A 15149-nucleotide genomic window follows, 5' to 3' on the forward strand; every position below is an offset into this window, starting at 1 on the left:
CCTTAACTGTCTACGATCATCTGCACGCCGCTTGCAGTAAGTTCAGCGTCAAAGCTTATCGCAATGCGTGCAGGATCAACTCCTCCGATCGTTACCAGTTCCCGTTTAGCGATAGCGGCTCTTTCCGTGGCAAGATCTTGCAAGGCGACCTTGGGTAATGTGCGTTGATCGATAAGGGTTTGCCACATCTCGGCAGGCTCGACGCGGACATCCTCAGAGTCGTCATCTGCGGAGCTGTCGGTTAACGCTAGGGCCTCGTAGCGCGAGGTCAATTCATTGACGAACGCCTCGCTCTGCCCGTCGATCATGGCGGCGTTAATCCCCTGGGCACTCAGTTCTTCGCGTAAAAGCTTTTCTTTGAGCGCTGCGCTATCCGCGATAGGGTCTGCGCCACCAGCAATGCGCAGGTTTAGCTGAGGACGCTCCAGTAACGCTGTACCCAGCGCCTCCAGAGAGCGTTGCGCCTCTGCTTCCAGGGCGCTGCTGCCCGGGGTGAAGGCGATGTTTTCAAGGTCATCATCGCTACCGACAAGACCCGCTAGCAGGCTGAAGGGGGCGGTTACGGCTTTTACAATGATGTTGGTGATCGCTCTGCCAATGATGGGGCCGAGAGAAAAATCTGGCGAGTCCACATCCCCACTAATCGGGACTGAGAGGTCGATAACGCCTTTGCTGTCCGTGAGTAATGCAATGCCGAGTTTTAGCGGGGCATCGATCGCAAGCTCACTTTCCACGGGCTCCCCAAGTTCCATCTGCGATATGACGATACGGTTGTCGCCATCCAGCGTCTGTCCGTCGAGGGCGTAGCGGAGATCCAGGCTCAGCGTGCCGCTATCCAGCGTGTAGCCTGCATAAGTTCCTGAGTAGGGCGACATGGTTGCGATATCCATACCTCTAAAGGTGAAGCGTAGTTCACCGTCCCGACGATCAGCGAAGGGCTTGCCGCTGCCGAGTATTACCACGGGCGCATAGCCATCTACGCTGCCCTTGAACTCCATGTTGAGGGGTTTCTCGGAGGCCGTATCGATGTCCTGTATATCCGCCTCGACGCCATCAATGAGCGTCTTAAAGGGAAGCGGGAGAGATGCGTCTGCAAAGTCGAGACGTCCATCACGGAGGCTAAGCTTGGCCAACTGAACACGCCATGCAGCGTCCTCTGTACCAGAGTCGACTTCTGACTCTTCTTCCAAACCTTCATCGACTTGAGGCCCGCTGCGTACAATACCATTGACGTTGATCACGCCATCTTCACGGATGTGCAGGGAGCCGGAGGGCTTTTGAAGATTAAAGCTATCTATCAGTAAGGATTGCGCGGGTACGTCAGCGGCGATGCCATCCAGGCTGAGCATGTCAAAGGTGAAGGCCTCTTCCCCGGTTTCGTCCAGCACCGTGCTGTAATCTTCGATCTGCAACGCAGCTTCAATTTTGTCAGGCGCAAAGGCATTTAGACTGACAGAGGACTGCAGTGAGAAGTCTCCGCGTCCGATATGTGCCCGGGCCTGTTCATTGACCAAGGGGTTTAGCCAGGGAAGGGGCCAGTTGGCGAGTTCGGCTTTTGCGCTACCGCTGCCACTTTCAACATTTAGCGAGCCCGCTACTTTGAGCATGGTGTTTTCATTAATCGCGAGCGCAAGCTGATAGGGGGACTCCGCAGTTGCGGGCCAGGCCACGTCCTGCACCGTGACGGAAAGCGGTGATAATCGCATCTCCTCCGGTGCAAGATAGTTCGTGCGCCAAGCGACCCCACTGTTTTGTAAATCGAATGTGGAGAGGCTTATCTTCCACGGAGCGCTGTCAGCGGTTTCGGCACGGTCTGCAGTCTCGGCATCAGTCTCGGGGCTATCCACTTCTGATTGCTCCGGCTCGATACCGAACATCGCCAACAGGCTCGGATCGCCTTCTTCATCGTAACCACCGATCTCCAAACCATCGATGGTCACCGCATCAACATCTACGAACCGCTTTGCGAGATCCATGGCAATACCGGTAGCCGCAACTTCTTCAAGCATTACCCAGGTGTTCGGAATGCTATCTGAGTCTGAAGGGCGCAGGTCGGCTTTTTTCAAGCGTATCTCGCTGTCGCTCAGGCTCGCCTGGAGGTCGCCGTTCCAGTCGACGCTGTAATTGAACGCAGCGCTTAAGCGAGCATTGTTGACCACGAAAGGCAGCGTATCAGCCTCGTAGCGCCACGCAGGAGTGAGGTCTATACCCTCTAAAATCACGCGCCCACGACTGTTGCCTGCAGCCACAGCCATTTCGCCGTTCCAGCGTATTTCTCCGCCGCCGTCGCCGGTAAGCACGAGATCTCCGTCGCTTTGGCGTTCCGGTACCGTCGTCAGGTTCTTCGTGCGTACTCTAAAGTCCCGTTGTGCTGTTGTGTACGTTCCCGGCTTTGTTTCATCAGTGAATCGGATCGTATGGGCTTCGACGAGTAAATCATGGATGGTGATCCCAGGTACTTCAGTCGGCTCGTCTTCGGTCTCCGTTTCCTCGGAATCGCTGATCAGATCAGCAAAGTGAAACTCACCGGTCGCGTGACGGAGTACGTGTACATCTAGTTGTTCAATACTGAATTCGTCGAGGACGATGCCCGGCTCCCAAAGGCTCTCGAGAGACAAGTTCACCTCCAGGGAGTCAAAGCCGAGGGGGGAGTGCCCACTGGGCTCGACGATGTTGACTCCTCGAGCTTCCAGGGCCAGAGAGAAAGGGTTGAAGAGTAATATTTCGCTCTGGAGTTCTCGATTGAGAGCGTCATGAGCAAGCCGTGGAGCCATGATGTTCAATGCCGGTAATACCACGAAGAGGCATAGGAAGAGATAAAAAAGGTAGCCGCGGAGACACCAGCGAAACAAAGTGCGAAGGGCAGATGGCATAGCTTGTTCAGAACCTCTCAATTTGAACTTTCACGGGAGTGCAAGTGATTCGCGCCTGCACTCAGTTATAAGCCTTTTCTGTATGCGTAGGGGGTCAGTCCTGTCCAGCCCTTAAATGCGCGTATGAATGCACTCGCTTCAGAAAAGCCTGCGCGGTGAGCGACTTCTTCTACGCTCAAGGCGCGTTTACCCAGAAAATGCAGCGCCGTATCGCGACGAATATCGCTCTTAATCTGTTTGAAGGTGTTGCCTTCAGCTGCCAGACGTCGTCGCAATGTCTGTGGGTGCAATTCCAGTGCTGCAGCGACGTCGGTCAGTTCGGGCATAAATAGTAAATTTTGACGCAGTTGTGCTCTAACCCTTGCTGTCCAGCTAAAGTCATAGCTTGTTGTGAGCATCGTCAATACCGGATGTATGAGGTAGCGGCGGAGAGACTCGGGTGTTTGCATGACAGGCTTTTCTAGAAGTGATTCGCCAAAAAACAGGCAGGCATCTTCTTGTTCAAAGCTCACAGGGTTGCCCATAAACATCAATCGATAGTCTGCAGCGCGGGTACTCGGTGGATGCTGGAAGTGCACCTCGCGTAGCGGGAGTTCCTCTTGCACCAACCAGCACGCAAAGCGATGTGTGTTGAGTAGGCACAGCTCAGAAAAGTAGGCGCCGTGAGTACTCGCGGTCGACGCAAGTTTGACCTTGGCGGCATCCCCTTCAAGGCTCAGTTCCAGTTGCATGCCGCCGTCCATGAGTTCGAAGAAACGGCAGTAGCGATGCAAGGCCTGCCCAAGAGTTTGGGCGGTAATGACCGCATGGCACATCATGTCCCAGGTGCCCAAGGGAACCGCGCGGTCGGCATAGCCAAGGCTTTCATCTCCCAGAGCCTGCATCGCGCTGGTTTGCAAATCTGCCACCTGCTGAATGCTGATTCGGGCCTGGGGCTCATGCAGTAGCCTGGGAGGGATCCGCTGTCCGCGAAGAAGAGCTTGCGTATCGATACCTGCTTCCAGGCAATGCTTCAGGATCGCCTTGGCAAAGTGAACGGACACGGAAACCTTATTCGCAGCGTCGCTCACCGAGATTACTCCTGAAGCTTGAAAGCGTGTGCAAATAGCGCTGTCATCTGGGGTCAATTTCTCTGTTAATGACAGTCATTGTTGCTCCTTGGCGCGAAAACCATACTGCGGCGCTGTATTGACTAGTTGGATAGGAGATTTCCATGTTGCCACGTGCGTTCACAGAAGAGCAGGTTATGTTTCGCGATGCTTATCGCAAATTTCTCAGTAGCGAGATTGTGCCACATATGGAGGCTTGGCGAGAGGCCGGCATCGTTGATCGTGAGGCTTTCCAGAAGGCCGGCGAGCGAGGGTTTCTGATGGTGTGGCCTGAGGAAAAGTACGGCGGCATGGGGGACGCGGACTTTCGCTTCGAGCAGGTGATCATCGAAGAGACGGCCTATGCTCGGGTAGGGGATTGGTACAGCACGCTGCACAGTCGTCTTGTGGGCCCTTATTTCACTCGTTTTGGAACGGAAGAGCAGTGCCAGCGATTTTTACCAAAGTGTGCCAGTGGCGAAAGCATTTTGGCTATTGCCATGACAGAGCCGGACGCGGGAAGTGATTTGGCGGGCATGCGCAGCACCGCTGTAGAGCATGACGATCATTGGGTTCTCAATGGCTCGAAAACCTATATTTCAAATGGCATCAATGCTGATGTGGTAATTGTTGCAGCCAAAACTGACCCCGAAAACAACCCCCACGCTATGACCTTGTTTATTGTAGAGCGCGGTATGGAAGGCTTCGAGCGGGGTCGTAATCTCCAAAAAATGGGTATGAAAGCTCAAGATACAGCGGAGCTGTTTTTTAATGATGTGCGAGTGCCCAAGGCTAACGTTCTGGGTGAACCCCACAAAGGTTTTATCTATCTGATGGAAGGGCTAGCGGAAGAGCGTCTTATCGGTGCCTGCGGTTATCTGGCTGCGGCGCAACTGTCTTGGGATCTGACCTGTGACTATGTCAGGGAGCGGAAAGCCTTTGGTAAACCGCTGGCGGCCTTCCAGAACACCCAGTTCAAGCTCGCAGAGCTAAGAACAGATCTGGATATCGCTCAGAACTATGTAGACCAGTGTGTCGCGGCGTTCAATGCAGGGGAGCTGACTGCAGTGGATGCAGCGAAGGCAAAGCTCGTGACCAGTGAGCTGCAAGTCAAGGTAGCTGATGTCGGCGTCCAGCTTCACGGTGGTGCAGGTTACATGGACGAATATCCGATCAGTCGGCAGTTTACCGATGCGAAGATTGCCACGATCTACGCTGGTAGCTCAGAGGTAATGAAGATCATCGTGAGCAGAGATTGCCTGGGCGACCAATATCAACCCTTCAACACCCGCAACTTTTAAGCTGGAGAGCTCCTATGGGACCGCTTAACGGATACACCGTTATTGAACTGGCGGGTATCGGACCCGCTCCAATGGGCGGCATGATGCTCGCAGACCTCGGCGCAGAAGTTATTCGCGTAGATCGGTCGGCCGCCGATGCACCTTCACCCCTTGAAAGTGTCAGCGGGAGAGGGAAGAAGTCCGTCGTGCTCAATCTCAAATCCGCACAGGGAATCGAAGCCCTTTTGCGCATGGTGGAAAACGCTGATGTACTTATCGACCCGTTCCGTCCCGGGGTCTGCGAAAAACTCGGCATAGGGCCCGACGTCTGTCTGGCAAGAAATCCCAAATTGATCTTTGCCCGGATGACCGGTTGGGGGCAAGAAGGGCCTCTGGCAACTTCTGCGGGTCATGATATTAACTACATAGCCCTTACCGGTGCCTTGTTTGCCAATGGAGAGGGTGCGGGACGTCCCATGCCGCCGCTTAACCTTGTGGGAGACATGGGCGGCGGCGGAATGCTTTTGGTAAACGGTGTTTTGGCGGCGTTGCTTGAGGCTGCGAGCTCCGGTCAGGGCCAGGTAATCGACGTTGCTATGGTCGATGGCGCCGCGCAGCTAATGTGGATGTTTCATACCTTGCACGCTGCTGGCCTTTGGAATGCGGATCAGCGCGAGGCGAACATGCTCGATGGCGGTACCCATTTTTACAATACCTATGAATGTGCCGATGGTGAGTACGTTTCCATTGGATCTATTGAGCCGCAGTTTTATGCGCTTCTTATGGAGAAGGCAGGGCTATCAGAGGCTGAGTTTGCCGAGCAGAACAACCCGGAAAGGTGGTCTGAGCAAAAGCAGGCGCTGGGTGACGTGATTCGGCAGAAGACGCGCGATGAGTGGTGCGAGCTCATGGAAGGTACAGACGTTTGTTTTGCCCCCGTGCTACGGTTTACCGAGGCGGCAGGGCACAGTGCTGCGGTCGCACGCGAGAGTTACATAGAGGTCGATGGCGTTGTACAACCGGCCCCTGCGCCGCGCTTTTCCCGCACGGCAGCCACGGTTGCTCACGGAGCGCGAGCCAATGGAGCCGACACTCAATCGGTGTTGGGCGCAATGGGTTTTGCCGAGCAGGAGATTGCCAGTTTGCGTGATGCAGGCGCGATTAATTAGAGGTAGAAGTGCTGCGTACCCTCTGGCCGAATAAAAATGACTATAGGATAAATTCATGAGTGACCTAAGTTTTGAAACTCTGCTGATCGAAAAACACGGGCCCGTGGCCCGTTTGGTAATGAACCGCCCCGATAAGTTGAATACCTTCTCCACAACGCTTCGTCAGGAAATGATGGCTGCTGTGAACGTGCTTAATGCTGACCCCGAATTGCGGGTTATTGTTCTGGCGGGGGCAGGGCGGGCATTTAGTGCTGGCGCCGATCTGCAAGACAGTGCGGGTGGCGACCCTGCGCACCGTGGGCAACTGACGGAGCACATGCTAAAAAACGAATACAAGCCGAGTATTCTCGGAATTACCGATTCATCCAAACTTTGGATTGCAGAGGTTAGTGGTCCGGCAGCTGGCATCGGAAGCGCTTACATGATGGCCTGCGATTTGGTGGTCATGGCCAAAGGGGGCTATCTCTACCAGGCGTTTGCTGCTATCGGTTTGATTCCCGACGGCGGCGCTACCTGGCAGCTGCTCCGCGCACTGGGTCGCAAGCGAGCACTGGAAGTTATTGTGGGCGGAGAGCGCATCTACGCTGAGCGCTGCCTCGAGTGGGGCTTGTGTAATCGTGTTGTAGAAGATGGCGAGGAAACAGAGGCGGCGCTTGAGTGGGCTGCGGAGCTTGCAAAGAAGGCGCCTCTAGCGATGCAGTTTAGTAAAAAAGCTATTGCTATGGCGGCCGACTTAAACTTCGGAGAAATGATCTCTCAGGAAGCGGCGATGCAGAACATCTGCATTTCCAGTGACGACTCCACCGAAGGTGTTGTAGCGTTCTTCGAGAAACGACCACCGGCGTTCAAAGGGAGTTGAACTTGAAGGCTATACCGGGGCAGTTGATATGAGCGAGGGCGATCGTCCGGAGCTACGGGAGCTCAGGGAGCGGCTGGACCGCGGCAGTGATGCACAGCGACCCGAAGCGGTGGCGCGTCGCAAGAAAAAAGGGTTTCGCACTGCCCGGGAGAACCTTGCCGACCTGCTGGGTACGGGAGCTTTCGTAGAATATGGCGCACAGGCCGTGGCGGCTCAACGACGGCGGCGTGACTACGAAGAGCTGCAGCGAGAGACCCTGGGTGACGGAGTCATTACAGGTATTGGCGAGGTGAACGGCGAGTACTTTTCTGTTGATGAACGTCGCGCAGCGCTGGTTGTTTACGACTACAGCGTTCTTGCCGGAACCCAGGGCTTCTTTCATCACGCGAAGATCGACCGACTACTTTCCATTGCAGCGAGGCAAAGCTTGCCCGTAATTATGTATACCGAGGGTGGTGGCGGCCGGCCGGGGGACACCGATGTCACCACGCAGATCGCCGGACTAAATGTAGATACGTTCGCCAGCTGGGCATCCTTGGATACGGGCATGCCGCGCATTGTCGTGAACAATGGTTACTGTTTCGCGGGCAATGCTGCCTTGTTTGGCGCCGGAGACATACGAATAGCGACCCGGGCATCGAATATAGGTATGGCCGGCCCGGCAATGATTGAGGGTGGCGGCCTGGGTAGTTTTCGCCCGGATGAAATCGGTCCTGCGGACACGCAGTGGCGGAATGGTGTTATCGATATTCTTGTGGACAATGAGGCTGACGCTACCGCGATGGCTCGGCGGGTGCTGTGGTACTTCCAGGGAGATGTGTGTCCCGGTGCTGCACAGGATCAGACACCCTTGCGCGAGGCATTACCTGAAGACCGGCGCTGGGGTTACCCTGTACGCGATGTGATTGAGCGCTTGTTCGATGCTGATAGTTTCACGGAACTGCGGCGGGTGTTTGGTCGCAGTGTGGTGACCGGTTTGGCCAGGCTTGACGGCCGAGCCGTGGGGGTCCTGGCTAGTGACTGTCAGCAATTAGGTGGGGCCGTAGACAGCGAGGCTTCCGACAAAGCGTCTCGATTTCTGAATCTCTGCAATCGTACGGGTCTTCCGGTCATATCGTTGGTGGATACGCCCGGATTTATGGTCGGTCCCGATAGTGAGTCGGAGGCGGCGGTGCATCGAATGTCGGCACTTTTTGAGAGTGCCGCGTCATTGAGAGTGCCGATTTTGGCAGTGTTTCTCCGTAAGGCTTACGGTCTGGGGGCTATGGCACTGGTGGGAGGTAGCTTTGCGGTTCCTCATTTTGCGGCGGCTTGGCCGACCGGGGAGTTCGGCGGTATGGGGCTCGAGGGCGCTGTGCGTTTGGGTTTCCGTAAAGAGCTCGAGGCAGTGAGTGACCCTAAGGGTCGGCAGAAACTGTTCGACAAGTTACTTGCTGAACTCTATGACAAGGGCAAGGCCCTTGAGGCGGCTGCTCACCTTGAAATCGATGCGGTGATAGACCCGGCAGATACGCGTGATCAATTGATTCATGCGCTTTATCGGCAATCCTAGTAATAAATACAACGAGAAAATCTATGAGAGTCCAGGTAGCACCTTGTTTGTCAGGCCCAACTCTCGCGTTGTTTGCCGTGCTTTTTGGTGGGTGCATGAGCATTGCTGCACTGGCCGAGTCTGACAAAAAACTGCTGTGGGGCGACACTCATCTGCATAGCTCTTACTCCTTTGATGCCTTTCTAAACGATAACCTTCGGGCAGACCCGGCAACCGCTTATCGTTTTGCCATGGGACAACCTGTTGCCCACCCATACCATCAGGCCCGAGTCCAGCTAAAACGGCCCTTGGATTTTCTGGCCGTGTCTGATCACGCTGAGTATCTGGGCATCATGCGACATCTATATTTTGAGGGACCAGAGCTGGATGGATTAAGTTTCTGGGAAAAGATCAAAGCCCAGATAGCGACATCAGTTATTCGTCGCAAGGTCGATCAACGACAGGGGAGGGATTTGTTTGGTCCCGCGTTACCCGCGAGTGAAGACCCCATTGCCGCCGCACGGGCATTAGCATCCTCCGATGGAATTCCCCCAAGTGCGGTTTCAAGCACCGTTCCCCGCATGGATGGGGTGGAGACCAGCACCTGGCGGGCGATTGCCGATGTTGCGGACGCTTATTATCAGCCGGGCACGTTCACAACGCTTATCGCCTGGGAGTGGAGTACGATTCCTGGCGGGGCTAACCTTCACCGAATAGTTATCAGTGATTCTGACGCCCAAAGTGCTCGCGAGTTTGAGCCCTTTGGCATGGATGACAGTCCTTATCCGGAAGACCTCTGGGCTTACCTTGGCAGCGTTGAGGAGGCGACGGGTGTGAACTTTGTAGCTATCCCCCACAACTCCAATATTTCCAAAGGGGTCATGTTCGATGAAATGACCCTTCGTGGTGAAGAGATGACTGAGGATTACGCTCGGCAGCGGCTGCGTTGGGAGCCCATCGCGGAGATAACCCAAATAAAAGGGGATTCAGAGACTCACCCCATACTGTCTCCCGACGATGAGTTTGCGGACTTCGAGACTTATCCGTTTTACATCCAGCGGGATAAAGAAGACTACAAGCCTTTACCGGGAGATTACCTGCGTTCTGCATTGCGCCGAGGGTTGGAGTTGGAAAATGCCTTGGGTGCGAATCCCTACCAGTTAGGGTTCATCGGCTCGACGGATGCCCACACTGGCCTGTCCAGCGCGGGCGAAGATAACTTTCACGGAAAAATGGCCACGGACTCAATTCCGGAGAACAAGGGTGGTGCATTTGGCAGCGCGGGTACCGTGAACGGATGGTCCATGTCGGCGTCGGGGCTGGCGGCGGTCTGGGCAAAAGAAAACACCCGTGAAGCGATCATTGAGGCGGTACGACGCCGCGAGGTTTACGCCACCAGCGGCCCACGAATTTCCTTACGCTTCAATGTGGGCTTTGCCCTGACACTGAGCGAGGAGCCTAGTGCGGCAGAGTTAGAGGGCATTCTCGCTGAGAGTTTGCCCATGGGATCAGTGATTGATAGCTCTGAAGGACAGGAGCCGGTGTTCTATGTCGAAGCGCTCCGTGACCCAGATGCCGCTTTACTTGACCGCATTCAAATTGTGAAAGGCTGGATTACAGCCGAAGGAGTTTCCAAGGAACAGGTATTCGACGTCGCTTTGTCCGACGACGCCAGACGCCGCACCGACGGCTCCGTAATACCTATCGAAGATACCGTTGATAGAAAGACCGGAGCTGTTGATAACCGCGTTGGTGCCGCGAGCCTGTCTACCCTGTGGAAAGATCCGGGCTTTGATCCGAAGCAGTCTGCCTTTTACTATGCGCGAGTCTTGCAAATACCCACCCCCCGCCACTCATTTTTGGACGCGTTGGCTCTGGGAATGGACTCAGCTCCGGGCCATCCGGATACTATCCAAGAGCGCGCCTACAGCTCACCAATATGGCTTAGGCCTGGCGGCAAGCTGCCGCAAACGACAGGAGTTTCTCCGTAGTGAAAAGTCTTTTTAATTTAGCAGGGAAAGTGGCGGTTGTTACCGGGGGCTCTCGCGGGATCGGAGCGATGATCGCGCAAGGATTGGTTGAGAATGGTGTAAGGACCTATATCACCGCCCGCCGCGCTGAAGAATTGCAGGCCACGGCCGACGAGTTATCGAAACTTGGCGAGTGTATAGCGATTCCGAGCAATCTGGCTGATGTGGAGGGGCTCCAGGGGTTCGCAAATGAACTTAAGTCCCGAGAGCCCAAGATCGATATCCTCGTGAATAACGCGGGCGCAAGTTGGGGAGCCTCTCTAGATGAGTTCCCAGAAAATGGTTGGGACAAGATCATGGATCTCAACGTAAAGTCGCTTTTCTTTCTGACCCAGGCTCTATTGGAGCCCCTGCGCGCGGCCGCAAGTCAGGAAGATCCTTCGCGTGTAATCAATATAGGTTCCATCAACGGGTTGTCCTACGCCGCGCTTCAGAACTACTCATACAGTGCTAGCAAGGCGGCGGTGCACCATCTTACTCGTCAGCTTGCAGTGGACCTGGCCCCGGATAATGTCAATGTGAACGCCATTGCGCCCGGCTTTTTCCCTAGCAAAATGACGGCGCATTTACTGGATCACGAGGCAGAAATGGCCAAAGCCATTCCCCGAAGGCGCCTTGGAACGCCGGAAGACGCGGCCGGGTCTGCTATTTACCTATGCTCCAGAGCATCGGCTTTTGTGACCGGTCACGTGCTCGTTCTAGATGGTGGTCAGGACGTGGCGTCCTAGCGGGTAATCACGAGTCGTACGCCCTGTAGGGTGGCTCGCGCAGTCCCTAACGCGGCGAGGCCGGCTTCTTTGCGTAGTTTTAAGTTCTCGATTTCTTCTTCGCGAATAGTTGGGTTTACCTGACGTAGGGAGCTAAGTCGGACTATTTCTTCGTCCAGTTTTTCAGTGTACTGCTTCGCGGCCTGGGCTTGGCGGGACTCTAGTTCACTCGCAAAGTGCTGCTCCGCATCATCGATCCGCGTTTCGATCTCTTCTCGCAATTGACGCACGACCTTGCTGACCGTTCCGCGGGGAATTTTTTCCACACGCTCATTAAGTCGTTCGTGCGTTAAGAGCTTGCTAAGGTCTCTGCCATTTGCGTCGAGCAATATGCGCTGGGGCGCCAGAGGCAGGTAGCGCTGTAGCCCCAGCGCGCGCGGAGCACTCAGGGAGACAGTGAAGAGTAGTTCGTAGAGTCTTGAGCCGCCCGGTACCCCCTTGAGAGTCATGGCGCCGACACTTGCCTGTCCTAGAGCGCTACCGAGCACTGTAGACATGGCATTCTCCATCCACGGGTGTTCCCAGCCAAGGAAGATCCAATCTTCGCGCTGGAGTGCTTGCTCCCGGGAAACGGTGACGGTGCAGCCATCCTCCGGTACCTCAGGAAAAATCTCCAGAAGCTCCTGTTCTCCGCGACGCAAGACACTGCTGTTTTCGCTGTGCTCCTCATGCTCAACACCCGTGACGTCACAGAGCTGTTCCAGGAAGGTACCCAAGCGCTCCGGGTCTTCGATCTCTCCGATAGCCACGCCGAGGGATAAACCCTGTGCGGTGTTGCAAGAGCTTCTTTCTAGAAGCTTGTCGCGACCCTCGCTGAGTTCTTTGCGCGTGTCAGTGGTGAATCGCGCGGTCTCTTGCAAGAGTTCATCGAAGCGATCGCTCTGGTGTCTGAGCTGTTCGTCTAGCGCGCCTCGGAATTGGTTCAGAATCATATCGCCCGCTGAACAGCTTGATCGAAAGAGATCAATGCCCTCGTGATACCAGCGCATGAGCGTTTCCTGTGCGCTTCCTTCGATGTAGGGAACGTGGATAAAGATGCGATCTCTCTGTCCGATACGATCAAGGCGTCCTATGCGTTGTTCCAGTTGATCTGGGTGTTCAGGTAGGTCGAAGAGAATAAGATGTTGGGCAAACTGAAAATTACGACCCTCGCCGCCAATCTCGGAACAAATAAGCGCTTGGGCGCCTTGTTCCTGCTCGGCGAAGTAAGCGGCAGCTCGGTCTCGCTCGACCAGACTCAGTTGTTCATGAAATGCGGCTGAACGTATGCCAGCACGGAGCTGGAGATAATTTTCAAGGGCCAAAGCGGTTTCGGCTGTGGCACAAATCACCAAAACTTTCTGGGGTCGCAGGGATTTCAGCTGATTCACTAACCAGGCCACCCTGGGGTCTTCCTGAAGCCACAGCTCGGTATCAACGTGTAAATCCGGATAGAGGTTTTGATAGATCGGGTTCTCTACCGCAGGAAGAGGGTGTGGGAGCATTTCGCGAGTGGGGAAACCGCCTACGCTCGCCCGAGCGTTACGAAAAAGCACCCTTCCGGTTCCGTAGCGATCCAGGAGAGCCGCAATCTGTCGTTCAGGCGATGCGTCCGGGTCGATATCAGATGGCAGTCCTTCTACATCTTCTCCACGGTCCAGAGCATCCATGAGCGAGCTCCAGCGTTTGTACTGGGACTCCTCTTCTTCAAAAGCTGCAAAGTCGTGAAAGCGTTCCGGGTCCAAGAGTGCAAGACGCGCAAAGTGTGCTTCCTGGCCTACTTGCTCTGGCGTAGCGGTGAGCAGCAGCAAACCAGGGACCTGTCCGGCCATGTCCTGTAAAAAACGGAATTCTTCGCTGACTTCAACCTGGCTCCAAGCTACGCGATGGACTTCATCGACGATCAGCATGTCCCACTCGGCATCTAAAGCCAGTGCTCGCGCATTGGCGTCTAGAAAAAGCGATGTGGAACATAAAACCAGCTGCTCATCTTCAAAGGGGTTGCCACCGTCGTCACTTTCGCTCAAGCGAGATTCGTCAAACAAGGCAAAGTTGAGATTGAAGCGGCGACGCATCTCGACGAGCCACTGAAACTGTAGGGATTCAGGAACCATGATGAGCACGCGTCGACTGTCACCGCTAATTAGCTGGCGATGCAGGATCATACCGGCTTCGATGGTTTTACCCAGACCAACCTCGTCAGCCAACAGCACCCTGGGAGCGTGGCGTTTGCCCACTTCATTGGCGACATATAGTTGGTGGGGAAGTAGAGCCGTGCGCGTTCCAAGAAGTCCGCGGAGACCGCTTTGTTGCAATCGATGAATGTGCTGCGCGGTAGCCATACGCAGCGCAAACGCCGCGTGGCTGTCGTACTGGCTAGCCAGGAGTCGTTGTCTGGGTGTTGCTAAATCGATATGGTCATCCATATCAAGTTCGGCCAGCAGCTCCCGTTGCCCTTCGCCGGCAACCTCATAGATAAGGAGCTCTTGTTCCTCATGGATGGCCAACACCTGAAGCTTACGTCCATCACGCGTTTGGAGAACATCTCCTTCTCGCAGTTTTACCCGCGTTAAAGGTGCATTCTCTGTGGCGTAGGTGCGCTCCTCTTCGACTGCGGGAAAGTGCACGCTGACTCGGCGCCCATCCAGCTCGACGATTATTCCCAGACCCAGCTCGCTGTCTGCGTGGCTGAGCCAGCGCTGACCTATGGCAAAACTCATCAAGCGGCCCCCGAGTCAGAAGTGGTGAAGAACAACTGCTCGCTATTGGCGTAGCATTGAGCGAGAAGGGCATCGATGGGCATTTCTTTTATCTCGGCAATTTTTTCTGCGATGAAGGGGAGATAGCGCGGCCCATTGCTGCGTCCGCGATAAGGCACTGGGGTCAAATAGGGGGCATCTGTTTCCAGCAGGAGCTGGTCTACGGGCGTGATTGCAACGGCGTCTCTCACGTTGTCAGCGCGGTTGAAAGTCACCATGCCGTTGAAGCCGAGCATGAAATTCGCGTCCAACGCGAATTCAGCCAGAGACAGCCCTGAGCTAAAGCTGTGAATAACACCCCGCTTAGGTAAACGATCCAGATGCTCTGACAAAATCGCCCGCATATCCTCGTCAGCGTCGCGGCTATGAATCACGACCGGTAGATCGCAGGTAGCGGCGATCTCCAATTGGTCTGCAAAGACCTTACGTTGAACGCCTCGATCTGCGTGATCGTAGTAGTAATCGAGGCCTATCTCGCCAATAGCGACAACTTTCGGATCAGATGCTCCCTCACGAATACGTGAGTCCACTTCTTGGGTGTAGTTCTCAGCCTCGTGGGGGTGCACGCCTTGAGTGCAGTACACACGATCTTCACGCTGCGCTATGGCCTGAACTTTGTCGAGATTGTCTGGACTCACTGCGATCGTGATGATTCTTTCGACGCCCACATCCCGGGCGTTGAGTAGTTCCTCAGAGAGACCGCCTGGCTCCAGGTAGTCGAGGTGACAATGGGTCTCAATAATGGGATGCGCGAAGCGCGGGATATCCCGTCGTTGTTTTTTGCTCATGGGCGTTAAGAAGGTGTATCAGGCAT

General features: G+C 55.1%; 10 protein-coding genes. 6 read left to right on the forward strand and 4 right to left on the reverse strand.

Features of this window, described 5'->3' with window-relative positions; genetic code table 11:
* Positions 1-2: 2 nt before the first annotated feature.
* Together AB8B76_RS02725 and AB8B76_RS02730 are read right to left on the reverse strand one after the other, a co-directional pair.
* The gene (locus tag AB8B76_RS02725) at positions 3-2873 is read right to left on the reverse strand and encodes a DUF748 domain-containing protein (RefSeq protein WP_405269929.1); all 2871 of its coding nucleotides are present in this window, start codon (positions 2871-2873) and stop codon (positions 3-5) included.
* 65 nt (positions 2874-2938) lie between these two features.
* Positions 2939-3943 carry an AraC family transcriptional regulator gene (locus tag AB8B76_RS02730; protein WP_405269931.1) on the reverse strand — a complete coding sequence of 335 codons (1005 nt, stop codon included), beginning with the start codon at positions 3941-3943 and terminating at the stop codon, positions 2939-2941.
* 143 nt (positions 3944-4086) lie between these two features.
* Here AB8B76_RS02730 and AB8B76_RS02735 point away from each other — a divergent pair, with 143 nt between their 5' ends.
* The 6 genes from AB8B76_RS02735 (at position 4087) to AB8B76_RS02760 (ending at position 11558) form a co-directional block, all read left to right on the forward strand.
* Positions 4087-5262 carry an acyl-CoA dehydrogenase family protein gene (locus AB8B76_RS02735; protein ID WP_405269934.1) on the forward strand — a complete coding sequence of 392 codons (1176 nt, stop codon included), beginning with the start codon at positions 4087-4089 and terminating at the stop codon, positions 5260-5262.
* A gap of 14 nt (positions 5263-5276) precedes the next feature.
* Positions 5277-6410 (forward strand): CaiB/BaiF CoA transferase family protein, encoded by a 1134-nt coding sequence (locus tag AB8B76_RS02740; RefSeq protein ID WP_405269937.1) that lies wholly within the window; start codon positions 5277-5279, stop codon positions 6408-6410.
* Between the two features lie 55 nt (positions 6411-6465).
* Positions 6466-7269, forward strand: a complete 804-nt coding sequence (locus AB8B76_RS02745) for an enoyl-CoA hydratase/isomerase family protein (RefSeq protein WP_405269940.1) — start codon at positions 6466-6468, stop codon at positions 7267-7269.
* 28 nt (positions 7270-7297) lie between these two features.
* Positions 7298-8821: an acyl-CoA carboxylase subunit beta gene (locus tag AB8B76_RS02750; RefSeq protein WP_405269943.1), complete on the forward strand. Its 1524-nt coding sequence runs from the start codon at positions 7298-7300 to the stop codon at positions 8819-8821.
* A 95-nt stretch (positions 8822-8916) separates the two neighbouring features.
* The gene (locus tag AB8B76_RS02755) at positions 8917-10791 is read left to right on the forward strand and encodes a DUF3604 domain-containing protein (RefSeq protein ID WP_405269946.1); all 1875 of its coding nucleotides are present in this window, start codon (positions 8917-8919) and stop codon (positions 10789-10791) included.
* Complete coding sequence (locus AB8B76_RS02760) at positions 10791-11558, forward strand: SDR family oxidoreductase (protein ID WP_405269949.1); 768 nt, start codon at positions 10791-10793, stop codon at positions 11556-11558. Before AB8B76_RS02755 ends, AB8B76_RS02760 begins: the two co-directional genes overlap by 1 nt.
* On the opposite strand, the gene rapA is transcribed toward AB8B76_RS02760, so the two are convergent.
* Together rapA and AB8B76_RS02770 are read right to left on the reverse strand one after the other, a co-directional pair.
* On the reverse strand, positions 11555-14296 hold the full coding sequence (gene rapA / locus AB8B76_RS02765; protein ID WP_405269952.1) for an RNA polymerase-associated protein RapA: 2742 nt from the start codon (positions 14294-14296) through the stop codon (positions 11555-11557). The two genes, AB8B76_RS02760 and rapA, sit on opposite strands and share 4 nt — an antisense overlap.
* Entirely contained in the window at positions 14296-15123 is an 828-nt protein-coding gene (locus AB8B76_RS02770; protein WP_405269955.1) for a TatD family hydrolase, read from the reverse strand. The genes rapA and AB8B76_RS02770 overlap by 1 nt, the downstream gene beginning before the upstream one ends.
* Between the last annotated feature and the right edge of the window lie 26 nt (positions 15124-15149).

This window comes from Congregibacter sp., from assembly GCF_045107095.1.
In the GTDB taxonomy this organism is placed as follows: domain Bacteria; phylum Pseudomonadota; class Gammaproteobacteria; order Pseudomonadales; family Halieaceae; genus Congregibacter.